This is a genomic window from Actinokineospora sp. UV203 (assembly GCF_056323665.1).
In genome coordinates, this window is sequence record NZ_CM150484.1 from 4,915,449 (window position 1) to 4,936,486 (window position 21,038).

At 69.5% G+C, this 21,038-nt stretch carries 20 protein-coding genes; 13 read left to right on the forward strand and 7 right to left on the reverse strand.

Translation table 11 applies throughout. The features are described from left to right. The first annotated feature begins 36 nt into the window (after positions 1-36). Entirely contained in the window at positions 37-3,351 is a 3,315-nt protein-coding gene (locus tag ACUZ2Y_RS23655; protein WP_476322450.1) for an error-prone DNA polymerase, read from the forward strand. Positions 3,352-3,374: 23 nt separating this feature from the next. Beyond that, positions 3,375-3,959, forward strand: a complete 585-nt coding sequence (locus ACUZ2Y_RS23660; RefSeq protein ID WP_091384083.1) for a pentapeptide repeat-containing protein — start codon at positions 3,375-3,377, stop codon at positions 3,957-3,959. 2 nt (positions 3,960-3,961) lie between these two features. On the opposite strand, the gene ACUZ2Y_RS23665 is transcribed toward ACUZ2Y_RS23660, so the two are convergent. Further along, on the reverse strand, positions 3,962-8,149 hold the full coding sequence (locus ACUZ2Y_RS23665; RefSeq protein WP_476322454.1) for a glycohydrolase toxin TNT-related protein: 4,188 nt from the start codon (positions 8,147-8,149) through the stop codon (positions 3,962-3,964). A 149-nt stretch (positions 8,150-8,298) separates the two neighbouring features. Here ACUZ2Y_RS23665 and ACUZ2Y_RS23670 point away from each other — a divergent pair, with 149 nt between their 5' ends. The 4 genes from ACUZ2Y_RS23670 to ACUZ2Y_RS23685 are packed head-to-tail and all read left to right on the forward strand — an operon-like array spanning position 8,299 to position 11,392. Further along, positions 8,299-9,285, forward strand: a complete 987-nt coding sequence (locus ACUZ2Y_RS23670; protein WP_476322457.1) for a helix-turn-helix transcriptional regulator — start codon at positions 8,299-8,301, stop codon at positions 9,283-9,285. Positions 9,286-9,289: 4 nt separating this feature from the next. Continuing rightward, positions 9,290-10,210 carry a DMT family transporter gene (locus ACUZ2Y_RS23675; protein WP_476322460.1) on the forward strand — a complete coding sequence of 307 codons (921 nt, stop codon included), beginning with the start codon at positions 9,290-9,292 and terminating at the stop codon, positions 10,208-10,210. Between the two features lie 13 nt (positions 10,211-10,223). Beyond that, the gene (locus ACUZ2Y_RS23680; protein ID WP_476322463.1) at positions 10,224-11,093 is read left to right on the forward strand and encodes a bifunctional methylenetetrahydrofolate dehydrogenase/methenyltetrahydrofolate cyclohydrolase; all 870 of its coding nucleotides are present in this window, start codon (positions 10,224-10,226) and stop codon (positions 11,091-11,093) included. Further along, entirely contained in the window at positions 11,090-11,392 is a 303-nt protein-coding gene (locus tag ACUZ2Y_RS23685) for a DUF3017 domain-containing protein (RefSeq protein WP_476322466.1), read from the forward strand. The genes ACUZ2Y_RS23680 and ACUZ2Y_RS23685 overlap by 4 nt, the downstream gene beginning before the upstream one ends. Positions 11,393-11,408: 16 nt before the next feature. Here the strand turns inward: ACUZ2Y_RS23685 and ACUZ2Y_RS23690 are convergent, their stop codons facing one another. Continuing rightward, entirely contained in the window at positions 11,409-12,185 is a 777-nt protein-coding gene (locus ACUZ2Y_RS23690) for a helix-turn-helix domain-containing protein (RefSeq protein ID WP_476322468.1), read from the reverse strand. A 169-nt stretch (positions 12,186-12,354) separates the two neighbouring features. Between ACUZ2Y_RS23690 and ACUZ2Y_RS23695 the strand changes: the two genes are divergently transcribed. Both ACUZ2Y_RS23695 and ACUZ2Y_RS23700 read left to right on the forward strand, forming a co-directional pair. After that, positions 12,355-13,338 carry a malate dehydrogenase gene (locus ACUZ2Y_RS23695; protein WP_476322471.1) on the forward strand — a complete coding sequence of 328 codons (984 nt, stop codon included), beginning with the start codon at positions 12,355-12,357 and terminating at the stop codon, positions 13,336-13,338. Between the two features lie 195 nt (positions 13,339-13,533). Next, entirely contained in the window at positions 13,534-13,938 is a 405-nt protein-coding gene (locus ACUZ2Y_RS23700) for an SsgA family sporulation/cell division regulator (RefSeq protein ID WP_476322474.1), read from the forward strand. 86 nt (positions 13,939-14,024) lie between these two features. Here ACUZ2Y_RS23700 and ACUZ2Y_RS23705 read toward each other — a convergent pair whose 3' ends face one another. Genes ACUZ2Y_RS23705 through ACUZ2Y_RS23715 form a run of 3 tightly spaced genes read right to left on the reverse strand, consistent with a single transcriptional unit; the run spans position 14,025 to position 15,263 of the window. Further along, positions 14,025-14,405: a bacteriophage spanin2 family protein gene (locus ACUZ2Y_RS23705; RefSeq protein WP_476322477.1), complete on the reverse strand. Its 381-nt coding sequence runs from the start codon at positions 14,403-14,405 to the stop codon at positions 14,025-14,027. 45 nt (positions 14,406-14,450) lie between these two features. Next, entirely contained in the window at positions 14,451-14,639 is a 189-nt protein-coding gene (locus tag ACUZ2Y_RS23710) for a DUF1918 domain-containing protein (protein ID WP_091384069.1), read from the reverse strand. A gap of 45 nt (positions 14,640-14,684) precedes the next feature. Beyond that, entirely contained in the window at positions 14,685-15,263 is a 579-nt protein-coding gene (locus ACUZ2Y_RS23715; RefSeq protein ID WP_476322480.1) for an HhH-GPD-type base excision DNA repair protein, read from the reverse strand. A gap of 69 nt (positions 15,264-15,332) precedes the next feature. On the opposite strand from ACUZ2Y_RS23715, the gene ACUZ2Y_RS23720 reads away from it, so the two are divergent. Together ACUZ2Y_RS23720 and ACUZ2Y_RS23725 are read left to right on the forward strand one after the other, a co-directional pair. Next, the gene (locus ACUZ2Y_RS23720) at positions 15,333-16,382 is read left to right on the forward strand and encodes a type IV toxin-antitoxin system AbiEi family antitoxin (protein WP_476322483.1); all 1,050 of its coding nucleotides are present in this window, start codon (positions 15,333-15,335) and stop codon (positions 16,380-16,382) included. A gap of 111 nt (positions 16,383-16,493) precedes the next feature. After that, on the forward strand, positions 16,494-17,093 hold the full coding sequence (locus tag ACUZ2Y_RS23725; RefSeq protein WP_476332034.1) for a nucleotidyl transferase AbiEii/AbiGii toxin family protein: 600 nt from the start codon (positions 16,494-16,496) through the stop codon (positions 17,091-17,093). Positions 17,094-17,124: 31 nt separating this feature from the next. Here the strand turns inward: ACUZ2Y_RS23725 and ACUZ2Y_RS23730 are convergent, their stop codons facing one another. After that, the gene (locus ACUZ2Y_RS23730) at positions 17,125-17,880 is read right to left on the reverse strand and encodes a hypothetical protein (RefSeq protein ID WP_476322486.1); all 756 of its coding nucleotides are present in this window, start codon (positions 17,878-17,880) and stop codon (positions 17,125-17,127) included. Positions 17,881-18,037: 157 nt separating this feature from the next. Between ACUZ2Y_RS23730 and ACUZ2Y_RS23735 the strand changes: the two genes are divergently transcribed. Beyond that, positions 18,038-18,298, forward strand: a complete 261-nt coding sequence (locus tag ACUZ2Y_RS23735) for a Prokaryotic metallothionein (protein ID WP_187224667.1) — start codon at positions 18,038-18,040, stop codon at positions 18,296-18,298. Here ACUZ2Y_RS23735 and ACUZ2Y_RS23740 read toward each other — a convergent pair whose 3' ends face one another. Next, entirely contained in the window at positions 18,299-19,108 is an 810-nt protein-coding gene (locus tag ACUZ2Y_RS23740) for a metal-dependent hydrolase (protein WP_476322489.1), read from the reverse strand. Positions 19,109-19,162: 54 nt separating this feature from the next. On the opposite strand from ACUZ2Y_RS23740, the gene ACUZ2Y_RS23745 reads away from it, so the two are divergent. Together ACUZ2Y_RS23745 and ACUZ2Y_RS23750 are read left to right on the forward strand one after the other, a co-directional pair. Then, a complete protein-coding gene (locus ACUZ2Y_RS23745) occupies positions 19,163-19,729 on the forward strand; it encodes a GNAT family N-acetyltransferase (protein ID WP_476322492.1) in 567 nt (188 codons plus the stop codon). A gap of 70 nt (positions 19,730-19,799) precedes the next feature. Then, positions 19,800-20,954, forward strand: a complete 1,155-nt coding sequence (locus ACUZ2Y_RS23750) for a serine hydrolase domain-containing protein (RefSeq protein ID WP_476322495.1) — start codon at positions 19,800-19,802, stop codon at positions 20,952-20,954. Positions 20,955-21,038: the final 84 nt, after the last annotated feature.

The window sequence follows — 21,038 nt, forward strand, 5'->3', positions numbered from 1 at the left end:
CGCCCGAATCCCTGTCTCCCTGACCGGCCGCGGCGAATGGGATGGAACAACCCGCCGGTTCGGTGGTCGGAGCTCGAGCGCATCCTCTCCGGCAGGCCGCCGGAGGTCGGCGACGGTGGTGACAGCCCGGGCTGGACCCGCCGCCGCGACCGCTACGTGCCGCCGATGGGGGTCGGGCCGCCCGGCGTCACCGACCAGGCCGACGGGGATTCGCGGGTGCCGTACGCGGAGCTGCACTGCCATTCCAACTTCAGCTTCCTCGACGGCGCGAGCCACCCGGAGGAACTGGTGGAGGCGGCCTCGCTCCTCGGTCTCGACGCCATCGCGCTGACCGACCACGACGGGATGTACGGCGTGGTCCGGTTCGCCGAGGCCGCCAAAGAGCTGGGTATGCGCACGGTCTTCGGCACGGAGCTGAGCCTCGGCCTCACCGGCCCGCAGAACGGTGTCGCCGACCCCGAAGGCGAGCATCTGCTGTTGCTCGCCGACAAACAGGCCGGCTACCACAGCCTGTGCCGCGTCCTCACCGCCGCGCACCTGCGCGGTGAGGAGAAGGGCAAACCGGTCTACGACCTGCTCGAGGTCGTCGAGGAGACCCGCGACGACTGTGTCGTGCTCACCGGCTGCCGCAAGGGCGGTGTCCGGCTGGCGCTCGCCAGCGGTGGGCCACGGGCCGCGTACGAGCAGCTCAGGCTCCTGTCCGCGGCGTACGGTCCCGACCGCGTCTACGTCGAGCTCGTCGACCACGGCATGCCCGACGACACCGACCGCAACGACCTGCTCGCGGACATGGCGGCCGAGCTCGGCCTGCCGACCGTCGCGACGAACGCCGTGCACTACGCGCACCCGTCGCGGGGGCACCTCGCGGCGGCGATGGCCGCGGTGCGGGCGCGGCGCAGCCTCGACGAGCTGGCGGGCTGGCTGCCGCCATCGCCCACCGCCCACCTGCGGACCGGGCAGGAGATGGCCGACCGGTTCGCCCGCTACCCGGGCGCCGTGCAGCGCGCCGCCCTGCTCGGCGTGCAGCTCGCGTTCGACCTGCACCTGGTCGCGCCGAAGCTGCCGCCGTTCGACGTGCTCGACGGCCACACCGAGGTCACCTTCCTGCGGAAGCTGACCTACGAGGGCGCCGCGGTCAAATACGGCTCGTCGGCCGAACGTCCCCGGGCCTACGCGCAGCTCGCCCACGAACTCCAGGTCATCGAGGAACTCGGCTTCCCGGGCTACTTCCTCGTCGTCTGGGACATCGTGAAGTTCTGCCGCGACAACGACATCTACTGCCAGGGTCGCGGCTCGGCGGCGAACTCGGCGGTCTGCTACGCGCTCGGGATCACCAATGTCGACGCCGTGCGCTGGGAGCTGCTCTTCGAGCGGTTCCTGGCCCCGGCCCGCGACGGCCCGCCCGACATCGACCTCGACATCGAGTCCGACCGCCGCGAGGAGGTCATCCAGTTCGTCTACGACAAGTACGACCGGCGCCACGCCGCGCAGGTGGCGAACGTGATCACCTACCGCGCGAAGTCGACGGTGCGCGACATGGCCAAGGCGCTGGGCTACTCGCCCGGCCAGCAGGACGCCTGGAGCAAGCAGATCGACCGCTGGGGACCGTTGCGGTCCACAGTGGACGACAATCACCTCGATGTCCCGACCGCTGTGCTCGAACTGGCCGGTCAGCTGGAGAACTTCCCGCGCCATCTGGGAATCCACTCCGGCGGCATGGTCATCTGCGACCGCCCGGTCAGCGAGGTCTGCCCGGTCGAGCCCGCGCGGATGCCCAAACGCACGGTGTTGCAGTGGGACAAGGACGACTGCGCCGCCGTCGGGCTGGTCAAGTTCGACCTGTTGGGCCTGGGCATGCTGTCCGCGCTGCACTACGTGGTCGACCTGGTCGACAAGCACCATGGCGTCCGGGTCGACATAGGCACGCTGAACCTCGCCGACCAGCGGGTCTACGAGATGCTCTGCCGCGCCGACTCGGTGGGTGTGTTCCAGGTGGAGAGCCGCGCGCAGATGGCCACGCTGCCCCGCTTGCGTCCCACGGAGTTCTATGACCTGGCCATCGAGGTCGCGCTCATCCGGCCGGGACCGATCCAGGGCGGCTCGGTGCATCCCTTCATCCGCCGCAAGAACGGCAAGGAGGAGCCCACCGTCGACCACCCGCTGCTGAAGAACGCGCTGCACAAGACACTCGGTGTGCCGCTCTTCCAGGAGCAGCTCATGCAGATCGCGGTCGACGTCGCGGACTTCAGCCCAGCCGAGGCCGACGAACTGCGCCGCGCCATGGGCGCCAAGCGGTCCACGCGCCGGATGGAGCGGCTGCGCGAACGGTTCTACGCGGGCGCCGCGAACAACGGTCTCGACGAGGCGCTGGCCGCACGCATCTACGAGAAACTCTTGGCGTTCGCCAACTTCGGCTTCCCGGAGAGCCACGCCCTGAGCTTCGCCTACCTGGTGTTCGCCAGCGCCTGGTTCAAGCTGTACTACCCGGCCGCCTTCTGCGCCGCCCTGCTGCGCGCGCAACCGATGGGCTTCTACTCGCCGCAGTCCCTGGTCGCCGACGCGCGTCGGCACGGGGTCACCGTGCGCGGGCCGGACATCAACGCCAGTCTTGAGCACGCCACCCTTGAACCGGTCGAACCAGGCAGCGACGAACAGGCTGTGCGCCTAGGGCTCGGCGCGGTCCGCCTGATCGGTGACGACCTGGCCGAACGCATCGTCACCGAACGCGGCGAGAGCCCGTACCTGGACATGGTCGACCTGGCCCGCCGGGTCCAGCTCACCCGCCCCCAGGTGGAGGCACTGTCGACCGCGGGCGCGTTCGGCTGCTTCGGCCTGCTCCGCCGCGAGGCCCTGTGGGCGGCGGGCGCGGCGGCCGCCGAACGACCGGATCGCCTGCCGGGCACCGCGGTCGGCGTCAATGCCCCGGAACTGCCCGGGATGGACGCGCTCGAACTCGCCGTCGCCGACGTCTGGGCCACCGGCCTGTCACCGGACAGCTTCCCGACCCAGTTCATCCGCGAACGCCTGACCCGCCTGGGCGCGCTGACCGCCATCGAATTGTCCAAAGTAGACACCGGCTCGCGGGTCCTGCTCGGTGGCGCGGTCACCCACCGGCAGCGCCCCCAGACCGCGGGCGGGGTCACGTTCCTCAACATCGAGGACGAGACCGGCATGGTCAACGTGGTGTGCTCGCCCGGGCTGTGGGCGCGCTACCGCAGAATCGCGCGATCCAGTTCGGCCCTGCTGGTGCGCGGTGTGGTGGAGAGCGTCGAGGGGGTGGTGAGTCTCTACGCCGACCGGTTGCAGCAACTCGACATGCGCATCCCGGCCAAGTCGCGCGACTTCCGGTGAGCGGGGCATGACAGGGTGGGGAGGTGGAGACCGGCGAGGACTACAGCGACAGTGATCTGCACGGGCAGCAGTGGGACCAGCGGCACTTCACCGACTGCGACTTCACCGACGCCGACCTCCGCGGCCTGGTGACGACCGGCTGCACGTTCACCAAGTGCGACTTCACCCGCGCCGACCTGGGGGAGTCCCGGCACCGCTCCACGGCGTTCCGGACCTGCACGTTCGACCGCGCCACCCTGATGTTCAGCGAGTTCGCCGGCTGCAGCCTCATCGGCTCGACGTTCCTCGACTGCAGGCTGCGCCCCTGGACCGTGACCGACACCGACCTCACCCTCGTCGGCCTGGCAGGCGCCGCGCTGCGCAAGGCCAAACTGACCGGCCTGCGTTTCCGCGAAGCCAACCTCACCGACGCCGACCTACGGGAAGCCGACCTCCGCGAGGCGGACCTCACGGGTGCCCGCCTGCGCGGCGCCAACCTCGAGGGCGCCGACCTCCGCGACGCCCGCATCACCGCCGACGGCCTCGTCCAGGCAAGCCTGCGCGGCGCCCGCGTCGACCTGCACACCGCGGTGGCGTTCGCCGCCGCCCACGGCCTGCAGATCGACTAGGGCTACGGCCGCGTCGGCGGTACCTGGTTGGGGATCTCGACCAGGTGGCCGCTCTCGATGAGTTCCGCGATCGACCGGTTGAGCACGAACGCGGTCCCGCCACCGGGCTGCTCGAACCACGGGATGGCGACCCCGGTCAACGCCTCCGTCGCCCGCTGGACGCGGTACACGCGGTAGGGCCGCGTCACCCAGTCCGGCACCAGCGACCGCCGCTCGAACGGCGTGCCCGCGGCGTAGGTCAGGTTCCCGGTCGGCTCGCCGTAGCGGTCGATCTCGGTGCCAGGCGGCAGTTCGGTCAGGGTCTTCCCCCGGAACAACGTCAGCGGCGGGTCGCCCGGTCGAGGCTGGATAGCCCAGTCCTGGGGCTTCACCCCCGAGTCAGACCCAGGTGAGGATGAACCGCCCCCGGCGCCGGACTGCTGCCCACCACCAGCGGCAGCCCCGACCTGACGGGGAGAGGCCACACCGGCGGACTCCCCACCAAACCGAGCGCCGCCGGCGGATTCACCGCCACCGAACCGCTCCCCACGCGAAGAGGCCGCGTCACCGGCGGTTTGGCCGCCACCAAACGGCACGCCAGGCGCGGAGGCTGCGTTGCCTGCGGGCTTGCCACCACCGAACTCCGCGCCGTGCGTAGCCGCCGCGTCGCCGGTGGGTTCGCCGCCGAACCGCGACTCGGAGGCGCTGGAGTCACCGTGCCCGAACGGCACACCCTGAGCGTCCTCAGGTGCGGGTCCACGGTCGGCGAAGCGTGACCCAGTCGCGCCGTCGCGGTCGCCGAACCGTATGCCCCGCGGGTCCGTTGGCGCGTCCTCGGGACGGGTGCCGGCATCGCTTGCGGAATCCGCGCGAGTGAACAACGAGCCCGGTGTGCCTGCGGCTTGGCCACCCGCGAACCGCTCCTCGTCCGACGATTCGCCGACGCTCCCGGAATCGGCGCGGGTGAACAGCGCCCCTGGCGCCGATTCCCCACCCGCGTTGGCACCGACGAATGAGCCGTCGCTTGCCGACCGTCCATCGTCAAACGCACCGGTTACGGGCCGACCGGCGAAGGTTTCGTCGCCTGCCGTGTGTGCATCGTCAAACGCGTTCTGCTCACCGCCGAAGGTGCCATCAGTCGGCGACTGCCCATCAGCGAACGTGCCCTCAACCGCCGACTGGTGATCGGCGACCGCATCCCCGGCAGCGGAGTGCCCCTCGGCGAACACCTCGTCAGCTGTGTCCTGTCCCGCGGTGAATGTGCCGCCCGACGCCGACTGGTGATCGGCGAACGCACTGTCCTCTGCGGACTGTTCATTGCTGAACGTCTCCGCGGCCGTGGTTCGCCCATCACTGAACGAACGGCCGTTTGGCGAGTGCCCGTCGTTGAAGGCGCTGTCCGCGGTCGTTCGCCCTTCGCTGTGAGGGCCGCTGGTCGACGACGGTTCATCGATCGAGCCGCCGGCCGTGGTCTCGTGGCCGCCGAACGAGTCGCCTGCCTCGGTTTGGCTGCCGAACGCGACGTCGGTCGGTCCATGTCCATCGTCGAACGGGCCGTCGGCCGGCGCTTGGCCGTCGGCGAGACCGCTGTCGGCGGTGGTCTGGTCGGTGGCGACCGCACTGTCGGTGTACGACGCCTCGGTCGTCGGGTGCCCGGCGACCGCCATGCCGGTTGCCGCGACCGGGTCAGGCTTGGCGCCTGCGCGCGGCGTGGGGCGCGGGGCGGTGCGGCGGTGTTGGTACTCGTCGTCGTCGTCGTCGTCGAAGACCGGGGTGGACCCGCTGTGGCGCGGCCGGAACAGTTCGTCGGTGTCGGCGGGGCGCGAGGGGCGGAACAGGTCTTCGCTCGTCGGTCCCGGTGGGGTCACCGCCCTTCGGGGGCGGTGCTCGTACTCGTCATCGTCGTCGTCTTCCAGGTCGGCCAGCGACGCTCGCATGGTCGACTGCGGGTCCTCGACCGGCTCCAGCAAAACCTTGCCCAGCAAGAAAGCCGAGGCGTCCGCGAACTCCTCGAACTGCCGCGGGGCACTGAACCCGCCGTCGAACCAGCCGACCCGCCACCCCTCGCCGGACTGCTCCAGCACCCACGCGGCCGACTCCGGCAGCGCACCGACCCGGTACCGGGACCCGGGGACGCCGAGCGCGCTCAACCGCGCCTGAAGCTGATCGAACTGAGCCGCCACCCCCGGTGCCACCGGCGAACGCGGGCTGGACGCCGGAACCTCGTCGGCACCGACCGGAGTGGGCGGTGTGACATCCCAATCCTGCGTCGGCACACCGACCGCGCCGACGTCGGGCAGACTCACCTGCTCGTACGGGCCGGAAGACGCTTCGGCAGCCGAGGCCGCGACCTCATCTGAAGGCACTGCGTCGGCCACGGGATCGCCGGACCCCGGACCGGCACCCGCGTCCTGGCCAGGAACCCACTGTGGTTGCCCGGCAACAGGATTGGACCAGCCCGCACCGGATTGGGTGGAAGGATCACCGGCCGCCCACCCATGGGCGGACTCAGCTTGCGCGGAGGCACCCTGGCCTCCAGAGCCCGAGGAGTCCGCGTCGCCGGGCGCCCACGCGGAGCCATGATCGGAAGACGCCGCGGGCGGTTCGGTGCGGCTGTCGCTCGTCGCCCAGCTCGGAGTTTCGGTATCGGTGCCCTGGTCGGCTGCGGGAGTCTGGTCCGCGTTGGCCGTCCAGTTCGGGGTTTCGGTACCGGTGGGGCCTTGGTCGGCTGCGGGAGTCTGGTCGCTGTGGGCCGGGGTTTCGGCATTGTCGCCGGTCGCCCCCTGCCCGGCAGCCGCCGAAACCTGCTCCGCGGTCGCCCAGTTCGTGGCGTCCGCCGCAGCCGAGTCGGGCTGGTTGCCACCCCAGATCGGAGGGTCCTCGGGGGAAGCGGCTTCGAGCTCCTCGGCAGGCGTCGGCTCAGGCTGCGCCGGGTCGGCCGGGAACCAACCGCCCGCCGGGGCAGCGGGCGCCTCAGCCGACCAGTCGAACGAAGGCGGCGGAGTCGAACCCGAAGCACCAGGAGCACTCGAAGCACCAGGAGCGCCCGAAGCGCCGGAGTCGGAAACAGGCTCGGGGAACCAGCTGTCCGCCTCCCGCTCGATCGGCGCCGTCGCGTGCGTGCCCGTCGGCTCCGCCGGGGCGTGCGTCGGCGACCATGCCGCCGTCGTCTCCGGGGTCCGCTGCGGAGCGGAATCCTCGGTGGGCGAGTGGCTGGTCGGCGTGCGGTCGATCGGCTCGGTCGTGTGCACCGGCTCCTCGACCGGCGGCTTCGCCCGGTTCCCGAATCCGACCTGCACCGGGATCGGCGGCACCGGCCCGTCCGGTCCCATGATCGGCGGCGGCCCCGACGGAGCGGGGGTTGGCGCGGGAGCCGGCGCCGGGCGCACACCGTTCGGCGGCCTGCGCGGCCCGCGCCCGAGGAACGACGCTGCCGCCGCCCGGGTCGGGTCGTCGACCTCGGGCAGGGTGAACTCCACCCGCCGGAGGTGTTCGAGCAGGTCCGGGTCCGGCGGGACGCTGTGGGTCCGCAGGTAGTAGTTGACCGCCGCGGGCCAGATCCAGGCGCCGTCGGTGTGGAACGCGACCGGGACCGACTGCCGGGCCTCGTCGTCCAAATGATCGGTGTCGAACCCACGCGCGGGCAGAGCCAGGGGCGCGCTGTCGAGGTAGCGCAGGATGTCCTCGCGCTCGCCTTCGTCGATCGGCGGCCGGTTGATCACCGGACGCCCACCGGCGCCGGGTCCGTCGAAGATCCGCGCGACCCGGAACGGCGGCTTGAGCCCGGCCATCCGGCGCATCAGCCACTCGGGCACGTTCTGCTCGTCGCGAGGGAAGGTCCGCAGGTCGTCGGCGTACGCGGGCGGCGGTGGCGGGTTCGTCCAACGCGGTTCGTCGCGGTCGTACTCGAGGCTGTACGCCGAGGGCTGGTCGAGTGTGTAGCGGGCGTTGTACCAAGTCCCGCGCCCGTCCCGGTACATCCCCGACCGCAGCCGCCCGAAGAGCACTGCGATCTCCGGTGAGACTTTCAACTCTTCGGAGGTCTCATCAGCGAAGATCACTTTGCCGGTCGCTTCCGCGTACCGACCCAGCGCGCGGTAGTCGACGGTGATGGAATGCCAGTCCGCGGGTGCCGCTCGGAGCAACGCGAGCCCGATCTGCTTGACCAGGGCATCCTGTTCCGTTGGGTTCAGCTGCGTCGGTTGTGCCACGTGGACATCTTCTCCTGTCGACAGGCCCTTGGCATACGGTGGATCGTGCGTCGAGCCTCTGCCTGCGACGATGACGGACGGTTACCATCCCGTCCGGTAGCCCGGCAACCTGTTTGTGTCACCGTCACAGTTGTGCCAACCTTCCCGGCATGTCCGAGGGCGATCTCGCGCCGCACCTTTCTCGACTCGGCCTGCCCGCAGACGAGATTCGCAGCTACCTGTATCTCCTGCGCACCGGTCCCTCGACGGCCGAGGAGATCGCCGTCGGCGCCGCGGAGCCGCTCGAACTTGTCCAGCACAGTCTGCGCACCCTCATCGACGCCGGTCTGGTCGGAGCCGGCGGCCCGGACGGCCGGACCATAACCCCTGTGCCGCCTGCCTCGGGTCTGCAGATCCTCAGCAGACGCCGTGAGTCCGAACTCGAGCAGGCCCGGGTGGCCACGCTCAACGCCTACGACACCTTCCGCCGGGCGATCTCCCCGCAGCGCACCGACGACCTCATCGAGGTCGTCACCGGCACCGCGATCGCCCAGCGCATCCAGCAGATGGAGCTCAGCGCGCGCAAGGAGATCCGGCGGCTGGACTCGCCGCCGTACTTCACCGAGGGCCATATCAACAACGCCGAACTCGAACAGCTCAACCGCGGCGAGGTGACCTACAAGGTCGTCTACGCGCGCGCCGCCGTCGAGGACCCGGGCCGCTACGCGCAGAACATCCAGCCGTGCGTGGCGGCCGGGGAGCAGGCGCGGGTGCTGCCCGAGGTGCCGGTGAAGCTGACGATCATCGACCAGCAGTTCGCGACCGTCTCGCTCCCGGTCGCCGAGGCCGACGTGAACCGTTCGCTGCTCGTGGTGCGCCCGAGCAGTCTGCTCTCCGCGCTGGTCGGCCTGTTCGAGGCGTCGTGGCGGCTCGCGGTCCCGCTGCACGGTGCCGCGCGCGCGTCCTCCGCCGTCCAGCCGATCGAGCAGCGGCTCCTCGGGCTGCTCGCCGCGGGCGCCAACGACGACTCGATCGCCCGCCAGCTCGGCGTGAGCCGACGCACCGTGTTCCGACATCTGCAGCGGCTGATGGACCACGCCGGGGCGACCACCCGGTTCCAACTCGCCGTCCATGCCGTCCGGCACCGCTGGATCTGACCGGATGTCACGTCCTCTGGGCGCCGTCGTCGCCACCCTCGGCGGGGTCGCGCTCTCGGCCCAGGCCCGGATCAACGGCCAGCTGGGCAGCCACCTCGGCGACGGCCTGATCGCCGCGCTGATCTCCTTCACCATCGGCTTGGTGATCCTGCTCACCGCCGTCGTCGCGATGCCGACCGCGCGCGCGGGCATCGGTCGGTTCCGCGAAGCAATCTCCACAAGACGGCTCCGTCCTTGGCAGTGTCTAGGCGGCGCGGCGGGTGCTTGGTATGTCACGTCGCAAGGCCTGACGGTGACCTTGCTCGGCGTCGCGGTCTTCACCGTCGCCGTGGTCGCGGGCCAGGTGGTCAGCAGCCTGCTCGTCGACCGCGCGGGCATCGCCCCCGGTGACGCGCAGTCGATCACCGTGACCCGCGGGGTCGGCGCCGCGCTCGCGGTGGTCGCGGTCGGCATCGCCGTGTCCGACGAGTTCAGCCGTCCCGGCCACCTCTGGCTCGCTCTCGTCCCCGCCCTCGCGGGCGTCGGCCTGGGCTGGCAGCAGGCGGTCAACGGCCAGGTGCGCGCGGCGTCGGGCAGTGTGGCGTTCGCCTCGATGCTCAACTTCGCCGTCGGCCTCGCCGCGCTGATCATCGCGTCCACTGTGGACATATCAATCCGCGGCCTGCCCAACTCGCCGCCGACCCAGTGGTGGCTCTACGTCGGCGGCGCGCTCGGCGTCGTGGCCCTGTCGACGGCGGTGTTCGCCGTGCGCCTGGTCGGTGTCCTGATGGTCGGCCTGTGCGCCGTCGCCGGCCAACTCGTCGGCGCCCTGCTGCTCGACGTGGTCGCGCCACCACCCGGGGAAGGGGTCGAGCCGACGACCGTGATCGGGGTCGTGCTGACTCTCGCCGCGGTGGGTATCGCCGCCGTTCCGCGCCGCGAGTGAGAGGATGGGGTACGTGACCGCGACGATCCTTGACGGCAATGCCACCCGAGACGCCATCCTCGCCGAGCTGCGCGGGCGGGTCGACGCGCTCGCCGAGCGGGGCGTGGTCCCCGGTCTCGGCACCGTGCTGGTCGGCGATGACCCCGGGTCGCAGTCCTACGTCCGCAGCAAGCACCGGACCTGCAAGAAGATCGGCCTGAACTCCATCCGCCGCGACCTTCCGGCGCACACGACGCAGGCCGAGCTCGAAGCCGTCATCGACGAGCTGAACGAGAACCCGGACTGCACCGGCTACCTGATCCAGCTGCCGCTGCCCGGCCACCTCGACGCGGGTGCCGCGCTGCAGCGGGTCGACCCGGCGAAGGACTCCGACGGCCTGCACCCGACCAACCTCGGCAAGCTCGTCCTCGGTGACGCGGGCCCGCTGCCGTGCACCCCGGTCGGCATCGTCGAGCTGCTCCGCCGCTACGACGTCCCGCTCGCGGGCGCGCGCGTGACCGTCGTCGGCCGCGGTGTCACGGTCGGCCGCCCCCTCGGGCTGCTGCTGACCCGGCGCAGCGAGAACGCCACGGTCACCCTCTGCCACACCGGCACCAAGGACCTCGCCACCGAGGTCCGGCGCGCCGACATCGTCGTCGCCGCCGCCGGCAACGCGGGCCTCATCACCGCGGACATGATCAAGCCCGGCGCGGCCGTGCTCGACGTCGGCGTCACCCGCACCGACCAGGGCCTGGTCGGCGACGTCCACCCCGACGTGCGCGAGGTGGCGGGCTTCCTGGCCCCGATGCCCGGCGGCGTCGGCCCGATGACGATCGCCATGCTCATGCGCAACACCGTTGAGGCGGCCGAGCGCGACAGCGCCGACAAGCACAGCACCCCGTGACCGGAGGCCCGCAGCGCACCGGCAAGCACCCGGCTCTGGTCCACCTGCCGTTCGGGCTGGTCATGTCCGTGGTCGTACTCGGCCTCGTGCGCATCGCGCAGTACTACTGGCGCGAGGGCACGGTGTGGATCGGTCTCGCGCTGCTCCTCGCGGCGGCTCTGCGGGTCCTGCTGCGCGACGAGCAGGCGGGCCTGATCGCGATCCGCGGGCGTGCCGTCGACGTCCTGAGCTACGGCTTCTTCGGCGTCATGGTCATCGCCATCGCCATGACCATCGAGGGCGGCCCCCTGTCTCGTTGATCGGGCCGACCGCTGATCAGGACAGCTTCGCCAACAGCGTCCTCGACTCCTCCTGCGGCAACGCGACACTGAGCAGCTCGACAACGATCCGGTCATAGACCCGGACCTGCGCGGCGTCCTCGATCACCACACTCGACGTGCGGTTCTCCAGCACCACGACCGCCCCGCGCGAGCGGAACTGCATGCGCTGGAACGGCCCGCCCAGACCCGGGTGCCCGTGCGTCAGGGCGGGGACGATCCGGATCGTCACGTTCGGCTTGCTCGCGGCCTCGCCGAGGTAGCGGATCTGCTCGCGCATGACGTCCTCGCCGCCCACCGCGGTGTGCAAGGCGGTCTCGGCGATGATCGCGAAGAACCGCGGCGGGTGCGCGCGCCGCAGGGTCGCCTGGCGGCGCAACCGGTTCGTGTACTGCTCCTCAAGGACCGCCTCGTCGACCATGCTGACCTCGCGGAGCGCGGCCTGCGCGTACGGGACCGTCTGCAGCAGCGCGGGCACGATCGCCTGCTCGTAGTCGACGATCATCGTCGCCTTCGACTCCAGCACCCGCAGCGACGCGACCTGCGAACCGTCGCTGCCCCGCGCCAGCGCAAGCAGGTCGTCGCGGCGGCACCCCCGCACCCCGTAGACCTTCAGCAGGGCCGCGACGTCCTCGGCCTTCTGGGCTTTGTGCCCGTTCTCCATCCGGCTGAGCTTGGACGTGCTGATGCCCGTCCTCGCGGTGACCTCCGACAGGCTCAGCCCGGCATCCTCCCGATGCCCGCGCAACTCCTCGCCGAGCAGTTCGATAACCATGGTTCGTCATGATCGACCTCACCGCCGAGTGATCCAGGAAGTTGGGTCGCCTGTCGGCCGAAACCACCCGATGGGGAACACGGAGACCCTGCTCACCGCGCGCAGCGATCACCCGCGACGGCTTGGTAGCCTCCGGTTCATTCGCCTTGTCTCGGGAGGGATCCGCCAAGTGGCACCCGTCAACGTCACCGTCACCGGTGCAGCAGGCCAGATCGGCTACGCCCTGCTTTTCCGCATCGCCTCCGGCCATCTGCTGGGCCCGGACACGCAGGTCAACCTGCGGCTGCTGGAGATCCCGCAGGCCGTCAAGGCGGCCGAGGGCACCGCGATGGAACTCGATGACTGCGCGTTCCCGCTGCTCAGCGGCATCGAGATCACCGACGACGCCAAGAAGGCGTTCGACGGCGTGAACGTCGCCCTGCTCGTCGGCGCCCGCCCGCGCGCCAAGGGCATGGAGCGCGGCGACCTGCTCGAGGCCAACGGCGGCATCTTCAAGCCCCAGGGTGAGGCCATCAACGCCGGCGCCGCCGATGACGTGCGCGTGCTGGTGGTCGGCAACCCGGCCAACACCAACGCCCTCATCGCCCAGGCGCACGCCCCGGACGTCCCGCGTGAGCGCTTCACCGCGATGACCCGCCTCGACCACAACCGCGCGATCTCGCAGCTCGCGGCGAAGCTGAGCGTGCCGGTCACCGAGATCAAGAAGCTCACGATCTGGGGCAACCACTCCGCCACCCAGTACCCCGACCTGTTCCACGCCGAGGTCGGCGGCCGCAACGCCGCCGAGGCCGTGAACGACGAGGCCTGGCTGGCCGACACCTTCATCCCGACCGTGGCCAAGCGCGGCGCGGCGATCATCGAGGCCCGGGGCGCGTCCTCGGCCGCGTCGGCCGCCAACGCCGCCCTCAACCACATCCACGACTGGGTCAACGGCACCCCCGAGGGCGACTGGACGTCGATGGCCATCCCGTCGGACGGCTCCTACGGTGTCCCCGAGGGCCTCATCTCGTCGTTCCCGGTGGTCTGCAAGGACGGCAAGTACGAGATCGTGCAGGGCCTGGAGATCAACGAGTTCTCCCGCGCCCGCATCGACGCCTCGGTCGCCGAGCTGGCCGAGGAGCGCGACGCGGTCAAGGGCCTCGGCCTGATCTGACCTGAGGATTCAACGACGGGGCCCCACATCGGTGGGGCCCCGTTTTTGTTAACTCCGAAGCCGCATTTTCTGGCCAGAGTCGCCCAATCGCGTGAACATGAAGGTAATGGCATCACAAACCGCCACAGGCGGCGTTTCCCACCTGACGGGTTCGCGAATACCAGAAGCGCAAACCGGGATCAGGGAGGGCACGAGATGAACAAGAACGCAGAGCACACTGAGCAGCTCATCTCGCTCTACGGCGGCAGCACCCCGGTGCGCTCCCGGTGGACGTATCGAGCGAGCGAGCCATTCACGGTCACCGCGGCGTTCCAGACCGACCGCGACCGCTGGGTGGAGTGGATTTTCGCCAGGGACCTCCTGGTCGCGGGCCTGATCGGCCCCACCGGCGAGGGTGACGTCCGGCTGAGCCCGGAGCACACCGAGGGCCGCGCGTCGATCCTCCTGGAGATCGAGTCCCCGGAGGGCCACGCCCTCCTGGAGATGGAATACGAGGCCGTCGAGCGGTTCCTCACGACCACAGCCAAGATCGTGCCGATCGGCAAGGAGAGCGACTTCTTCGACGTCGACGCCCTGATCGAGGAAATCACCAACGTGTAATTCACCGTTCCCGCGGCGCGCGACGGCCGCCTGCCCCGACAAGGGCAGGCGGCCGTCTCCGTTGGACAAGCGGTTTTACAAGACCATCAGAGGCAGGCCTGCGTAAGCGCGTTGGCCGCGCTCACCTTTTCCTTGGCCCACGTCGCCACGCTCGCGGGGTCGATGCTGTTCGGGCCGAGCTCGCCGACCTTGGTGGCCATGTCGGTCAGTGCGCCCTTGAGGGTGGCGTCACCGGTCTTCTCGGCCAGAGCCTGCAAGTCGGCGGCGGTCTTCTCCGCGTCCTTGACGGCCTGCTCGGGGTTCGAGATGTCCGGGTTGAAGCCCGCCAGCTTGGCGGCATCGAGGCAGATGCTCGCCTTGTCGGTGGCGGAGTCGGCCGCGCTCGTGGCTTCACGCACGGCGTCACACGCGGTCAGCCCGCACGTCATCGCCGCCGTGACCAGAATGATCGCCAGCCGAGTTCGCATAGTGCCCCCTTGAAGGTGGAAGAGGACACAGGTTAGCGAATCGGTCTATTGGGGCTCGTGCTCGACCACACAATCGGGTCCGGGGAAGACCAGGCTCTCGTGCCCGTCGTTGAATTTGACCAGGTATGGCGGCGCCCCGTCGGCGCCGCGCACCTCGAGAATCTCGCCCAGATGGTCGGCGTTGCCGACGTTGCGACCGTGGACGTGTAGCCGGTCACCTACCGCTGCTCGCATGGGGCCACCTCCGGGTCCCCAGGGTAAGCGCAGGTAGCCAAGGCCTCAACCGCTCTTGGCGGCGGCCTTCTTGGCTTTCTTGTAGGCGCGGACCTCGGCGAGGGTGTCAGGGCCGGTGACGTCGGCTACGGACATGCGGGTGTTGGTGCCGCCGTAGTCGCCCGCGGCCTTCCGCCAGCCGTATGGGGTCGCGCCGTATTGCTTGCCCAGCAAGGCGAGGAAGATCTTGGCCTTCTGCTCGCCGAACCCCGGAAGGGCCTTGAGCCGCTTCAGCACCTCGGCGCCGGTGGGCTTGTCCTTGGTCCAGATCGCTTCCGTGTCGCCGTCGTAGTGCTCCACGATGTGCCGGCACAGCGCCTGCACCCGCCTGCCCATGCTGCCGCCGTAGCGGTGGATGGCGGGCGGCGTGGTCGAGAGGGTGGCGAACTCGTCCGGGTCGCAGTTGGCGATGTCGTGGACGTCGAGCTTGTCGCCGAGGCGGTCGTAGAGTTTCTTCGGCCCGTTGAACGCGACCTCCATCGGGATCTGCTGATCCAGCAGCATTCCGATCAACAGGGCCAAGGGGTTCTCCGCCAGGAGGGCATCCGCCTGCGCGTTCTGCGCGATGCACAGCTTGGAACTCATGTCCGGAAGGATCGCATACGGAGCAGGCCTCCACTTGCGCCAAACCGGCCTAGCGTTCAAAATTGTTGCATGTTCAGCGAAAATGAACATGGCGAAATTCTGAACGAGCGCGCCCGGTTGGTCGAGCTGAGTGACTGGTTGCGGGAGCTCGGTCTCGAGATCGACATGTCGTCGGTGGCGTACGCCACCGACTGGGGAGCCGACGCGGTGGCCCGCGTCAGTCGGGCGTCAGGCACGGCTCGGACGTACGCCGTCGTGATCAAGCGGACCGTGCCGTCCGAACTCGCGACGGCCCTGCACCCGCACGCTTCGCTTCCCACGCTTGTGGTCGCACGCTCGATCACCGAGCAGGCCGCGAGCCTGCTGCGCGAGCGGGGTATCGACTACATCGATGAGGCGGGCAACGCGCACATCGCTTGGGGCGACGTGCTCATCGACGTCCGGGGTCGCCGCAAAGCGGGCGGACGCACCAGCGGTTCCTCCTCGCCCGGGAGCAAGGCGTTCAGCCGCGCGGGGCTGCAGGTCGGGTTCGTTCTGCTCAGCTGGCCGACCGTGGCCGGGGAGCCGCTGCGCAGGCTCGCGAGCGCCAGCGGGGTCTCACTCGGTACGGCCCAGGCGGTCGTCGATGACCTGGCCAAGGCGGGCTACTTGTACGACGTGGCGGGCGAACGCAGGCTCGGTAGGGCGGGGGAGTTGCTCAACCGATGGTCGGAGGCCTACTCGACTAGGCTCTCACCAGCGCTGATCCTCGGTGATTTCGAGGTCCCCGACATCTCGTGGTGGCGGGGCTCAGAGGACGAGTTGACGCGGTCGAACGTCCAGGTCGGCGGCGAAGCCGGTGCAAGCCTTCTCGACCCGCACCTCACCCCGGCCACCCTCACCCTTTACGCCGACGAGCGGCCGCGCTCGCTCATGGTCGAGCGCCGAATGGTGCGCGCGGAACAGGCAGGCAACATCCACATACGACGACGGTTCTGGACGATGGCGGGGCAGTCGTGGATCGTGCCACCCACGTTGATCTACGCTGATCTGCTCGCCTCCGGCGACCCTCGTCAACGTGAGCACGCGGACAGGATCAGAAACAGTGACGATCGACTTGCGGGCCTTGACCGACTATGAGGTCCTGCGGGCCGCCAAGGTGCTGGCCCGGATCGATGAAGTGGCGCGTGATGCGCGGGTCCATTACCTGGTCGTGGGGCGACCGCGCGCTCGCTCATCTCGATCGACCTGCTGGGCGCGAGTCCCCAACGCCAGACCAAGGACATCGACATCGCGGCCGAGGTCGGCTCCTGGGATGAATTCGACAACCTGGTGCGGAAACTGGACAAGCACGGCCCCAGCGCGCACAAGTTCATCGTCGAGGGGACCGAGGTCGATGTGCTGCCCTACGGTGGCATCGAACGAGCGGATCGGACGATCAAGTGGCCGAATGACTACGAGATGAACGTCCTCGGCCTTCGCGAAGCGGTCGATTCGGCGCAGACGGTGCACCTGCCGGACGGGATCTCCGTCAAGGTCCCGTCGATTCCGGCGCTCGTGCTTCTGAAACTCTTCGCTTGGCGAGATCGCCATCGTGACGACACGCGCGACGCGCTCGAGAAGTTCGACTTCGACCCGCCGCCAGCGGGAGCATGGCTCCTGGGGTCGCACATACCGGGTCTGCTCGATGACAAGGGCGTCGCCGAGTTGCTCCGCCTCTTGGACGATCAAGAGCTGATGGGGCGGCTGGCGAAGGATATGGGCGGATCTCGCCCCGAGCTCCTGGTGCGGGCCATGAACCAGGGTGTTCGCGACGCTGTCGATGAGGCCATGCGGTCGGAATCCGAATGATCGGCACGGCCATGGGTAACCCAGGCTGATATCAACCAGGCGCTGAGGCGTCCAGTTCGAAAAAGGCACGCCATACCGAGTCGACGTGGCTCTCCGCCGGGCTGAGGATGCCCTCGAAGTACAGGTGTCCGTACTGGATGCGCGGCTTCACCTTCAGGTCGATCGAAACCCAGTCGCCCGTGGCCTGCTGGGAAACCAGTTCGAGCGGCAGGATGCCCCAAGCCGCCACCGAAGGCGACTGTTTGGTGAAGTACTGGCCGAACTCGAACGACACATAGCCGTCCCGATTCGCCTGTTCGTGGGCGAACGCCATGTCGGTCCGCTGGACGTTCATCAGGGTGTCGGTCGACCGAAGGAAATACCAAACCGCGTCGACGAACTCCGCGCAGTGTTCGGTCGGCACCGGAGAGGTTTCCAATGCGCGGTGCAGGTCGGTCAGGGTGCGTTGCATGTGGGGGCGGATGATGCCGATCCGCGCCAGTATTTCGGCGTCGTTCGGTGGGGCGTCGAGGAGAACGGAACGCATGTTGTAGCGCTGGGTCAGGAGCCGCATCCGCAGGTTTACCGCCCGGTTCAACCAGAGAATGGTGTCGAGTCCGGTTTTGGACTCCGCGAGCCGCCACATCTCGTATGAGCGTCTGGTCGGTTGGCGGTCGGAGGTCTCCGAGGAGCCCGCGTCCTGGTCCCAGGTGAGGAAGATCGGGTCCAGGCAGATCGGCGCGGCCTGCCAGGGACTGGTCGTGCGTCGGCTCTCCGGGTCATGGGCCAGGCACAACGTCTCCGTCATGGCGCCCATCGTGGCACGGCCGGTGACCTTGGTCATCCCACGCTGCAGGCCTGCCATCGCGTGTCGCCAAGCGAGGTCGCCGCGAAAGTGTCTCGGGTTGCCGGGTGTCTCGGCCGGGCGCAGGCTGCAGTGGTCACCGAGAGAGGGAGATCGCACTATGGCGACCTGCGACACCTGCGGCAACGACTACTGGATGGCCTTCGAGGTGAAGACGGTCAGCGGCGACGTCCACACGTTCGACAGCTTCGAGTGCGCGATCACCAAGCTCGCCCCGGTCTGTGAGCACTGCAAGTGCCGCATCCTCGGCCACGGCGTCGAGGTCGAAGGCCGGTTCTTCTGCTGCGCCCACTGCGCGCACAGCGGCGACGCCGACCTCGGGTCGCAGATCAAGGACGCGGTCGGCGCGCACCCGGGCTGATCAGGCCCAGGGGATCAGCGGGACCCCGTCGAGGAACGGCAGAGCGCCCGCGTTGTGCAGGGCCACGGCGGACATCCAGATGGCTACCGCGGTCAGCAGCGGCGCGACGACGGTCATCTCGACGACGCCGCCCGTGCGCATCCGCATGATCTTCGGCGGCGCCACCGGGTACCAGGTCTTGAACGCGATCGGGACCGGCCACAGGATCGGGCAGCCCTGCTCGGTGATCGCGTCGCCCAGGTAGTGCGCGATGCAGCCGATGCCGACCGCCACCCCGCAGGCCGCCGCGTCCGCCGAGGCCTGGTCCGTCCATTTGAGACACGCGTAGGTCAGCATCAGCGCCGTGCCGGTGATCCACAGGGCGTCGTTGCGGGGGCACCACTTGTGCATGATCCCGCGCACCGCCAGGCCGCTGAAGAAGAACATCAGCAGCGGCAGCGCCCACGACTGGCTGGTCTGCACGATGGCGGTGGTGGTGATCGAGGCCAGGATGGCGAAGACCAGGGTGTGGGTGAACCCGCGGTGCCCGCCGTCGCGCTTGCTGTCGCGCTTGGTGCGGGTGACCTGGTAGATGCCGTGGCTGATGGCGTTGATCAGCTTCGATCCCGCCGCCGTCACCGGGCCGAACGTGCTCGACACTGTCGACTCGGGGTGGTCGAGGTCCGGCAACAGCGCCGCGCCCGCGCACAGGACCGCGCCCACGCACCAGCCCTTGACCGACAGCGTCCCCAGCGAGCTGTCGCCTGCCAGCGCCGTCACCGTCGCCCACGCCGTGAGCCCGCTCATGGCGTGCGTCGGTCCAGTCGACATCCGTGCCCCCCTCGTGCCAGTGCGGTATTCGATCACAGGCGTACGCTCGATCGGGTGCTGCGTCCGACATTTCCCATCACCACCCGCCGGCTGATCATCCGCCCGTACGTCGAGTCCGATCTGGACGCCCTCTACGCGATCCAGTCCCGCGAGGACGTCGCGAAATACCTCTATTTCGAGCCGCGCACCCGCGAGCAGGTCGAGGCCGCGCTCAAGGACAAGCTCACCTTCACCAAGCTGGAGAAGGAGGGCGACGCGATCTCGCCCGCGGTCGTCCTCGCCGAGACCGGTCAGCTGCTCGGCGACGTGATGCTGCGGTGGGTCAGCGAGGAACACCAGTGCGGCGAGATCGGCTTCGTCTTCCACCCCGACCACCACGGCAAGGGCTACGCGGGCGAGGCCGCCACCGAGATGCTGCGCCTGGGCTTCGAGGAGATGGGCCTGCACCGGATCATCGGCAGGCTCGACGCCGACAACCGCGCCTCCGGCAGGCTCCTCGAACGCCTCGGCATGCGGTTCGAGGGCCGCTTCCGGGAGAACGAGTTCGTCAAGGGCAAGTGGGCCGACGAGTCGGTCTACGCCATGCTCGCCCACGAGTGGCGCGAGCTGAACGAGTTCTAAGGGATGGTTCCGGGTCGACTCCAGGGTCGACCCCGATGTTCCGGTCGATCATCCCGGACAGGCTTGCGGCATGGGAATCAAGAGCTTCGTCGCACTCGCCGCAGGTGCCACGCTGATCGTCACGGCCACCCCGGCGAGCGCAGGCACCGAACTGCCGCCGTTGAACCCCGCGCACCTGCGCGCCGCCATCGACGGACTGCCGAACGCCGACGTCTCCGGCGCGATCCTCCAGGTCCGCGGCGTCGCGGGCAGCTGGGAGGGCACCTCCGGCGTCGCCGACATCCACTCCGGCAGGCCCGTGCCGCAGCACGGCCGGTTCCGCGTCGGCAGCATCACGAAGACGTTCACCGCGGCCGCCGTCCTGCACCTCGCGGGCCAGGGCCGGATCGACCTCGACCGCACGGTCCAGGGCTACCTCCCCGACGTGCTGCCCGTCGACTACGAGCCCGTCACCATCCGCCAACTCCTCAACTACACCGCGGGCCTGCCCGGGATCGACATCGACCACAAGGACCCGACCTGGTTCCTGGCTCACCGTTTCGACACCTGGACGCCCCGACAGCTCGTCGACCTCGCGGTCCAGGGCAAGCCGATGCTGTTCACCCCAGGTACCCGCCAGGACTACGGCAACATCACTTACCTGGTCGCGGGCCTGGTGATCGAGAAGGTCACCGGCCGCCCCTATGCGCAGGCCATCCGCGACGCCGTCATCCGCCCGCTGCGCTTGCACGCCACGACCGTTCCCGGCGCTGACCCGCGCATTCACGGCCCGCACGCCCGCGGCTACGAGGCCGTCACGGTCGACGGCCGCACCACATACGTCGACATCACCGAGGCCAACCCCACCTTCCAGTGGTCCGCCGCCGAGATCATCTCCAACGCCCCGGACCTCGACCGCTTCTTCGCCGCGCTCATCTCCGGCAGGCTTTTGCCGCCCGCCCAGACCGCCGAACTCTTCGCCATCCCCGACGTCATGGCCTATGACGGTGACGACAACCCGGCCAACGACGTGCCCGCCCACTACGGCGGCGGTATCGCCCGGTTCGAGCTCAACGGCATCGAATTCTGGGGTAAGACCGGCGACCGGCCCGGCTACAACAGCGGCGCGGGCGCGACCCTCGATCTGTCCCGGCGCCTGGTGTTCTCGCTGAACACCCTGCATATGGGTGGTGAGCAGCCCGCCATGGCCCGGCGAATCCTCGCGGCGGCCGCCGGCCTCGGGTGACCCGCGTCGCTCTACCATCGCGGTGACTGTGCACACAGGCTCACAACACGCGCCCGGTTACCAGTACGCTTGTACCGTTTGAAG

What these genes read in the sequence shown, in the direction of transcription:
- ACUZ2Y_RS23655 (WP_476322450.1), top strand. Translation starts at nt 37, where the DNA reads ATGGGATGGAACAACCCGCCGGTTCGGTGGTCGGAGCTCGAGCGCATC.
- ACUZ2Y_RS23670 (WP_476322457.1), top strand. Translation starts at nt 8,299, where the DNA reads ATGTCCGAGGGCGATCTCGCGCCGCACCTTTCTCGACTCGGCCTGCCC.
- ACUZ2Y_RS23675 (WP_476322460.1), top strand. Translation starts at nt 9,290, where the DNA reads ATGTCACGTCCTCTGGGCGCCGTCGTCGCCACCCTCGGCGGGGTCGCG.
- ACUZ2Y_RS23690 (WP_476322468.1), bottom strand. Translation starts at nt 12,185, where the DNA reads ATGGTTATCGAACTGCTCGGCGAGGAGTTGCGCGGGCATCGGGAGGAT.
- ACUZ2Y_RS23700 (WP_476322474.1), top strand. Translation starts at nt 13,534, where the DNA reads ATGAACAAGAACGCAGAGCACACTGAGCAGCTCATCTCGCTCTACGGC.
- ACUZ2Y_RS23705 (WP_476322477.1), bottom strand. Translation starts at nt 14,405, where the DNA reads ATGCGAACTCGGCTGGCGATCATTCTGGTCACGGCGGCGATGACGTGC.
- ACUZ2Y_RS23710 (WP_091384069.1), bottom strand. Translation starts at nt 14,639, where the DNA reads ATGCGAGCAGCGGTAGGTGACCGGCTACACGTCCACGGTCGCAACGTC.
- ACUZ2Y_RS23715 (WP_476322480.1), bottom strand. Translation starts at nt 15,263, where the DNA reads ATGAGTTCCAAGCTGTGCATCGCGCAGAACGCGCAGGCGGATGCCCTC.
- ACUZ2Y_RS23720 (WP_476322483.1), top strand. Translation starts at nt 15,333, where the DNA reads ATGTTCAGCGAAAATGAACATGGCGAAATTCTGAACGAGCGCGCCCGG.
- ACUZ2Y_RS23730 (WP_476322486.1), bottom strand. Translation starts at nt 17,880, where the DNA reads ATGACGGAGACGTTGTGCCTGGCCCATGACCCGGAGAGCCGACGCACG.
- ACUZ2Y_RS23735 (WP_187224667.1), top strand. Translation starts at nt 18,038, where the DNA reads ATGGCGACCTGCGACACCTGCGGCAACGACTACTGGATGGCCTTCGAG.
- ACUZ2Y_RS23740 (WP_476322489.1), bottom strand. Translation starts at nt 19,108, where the DNA reads ATGTCGACTGGACCGACGCACGCCATGAGCGGGCTCACGGCGTGGGCG.
- ACUZ2Y_RS23750 (WP_476322495.1), top strand. Translation starts at nt 19,800, where the DNA reads ATGGGAATCAAGAGCTTCGTCGCACTCGCCGCAGGTGCCACGCTGATC.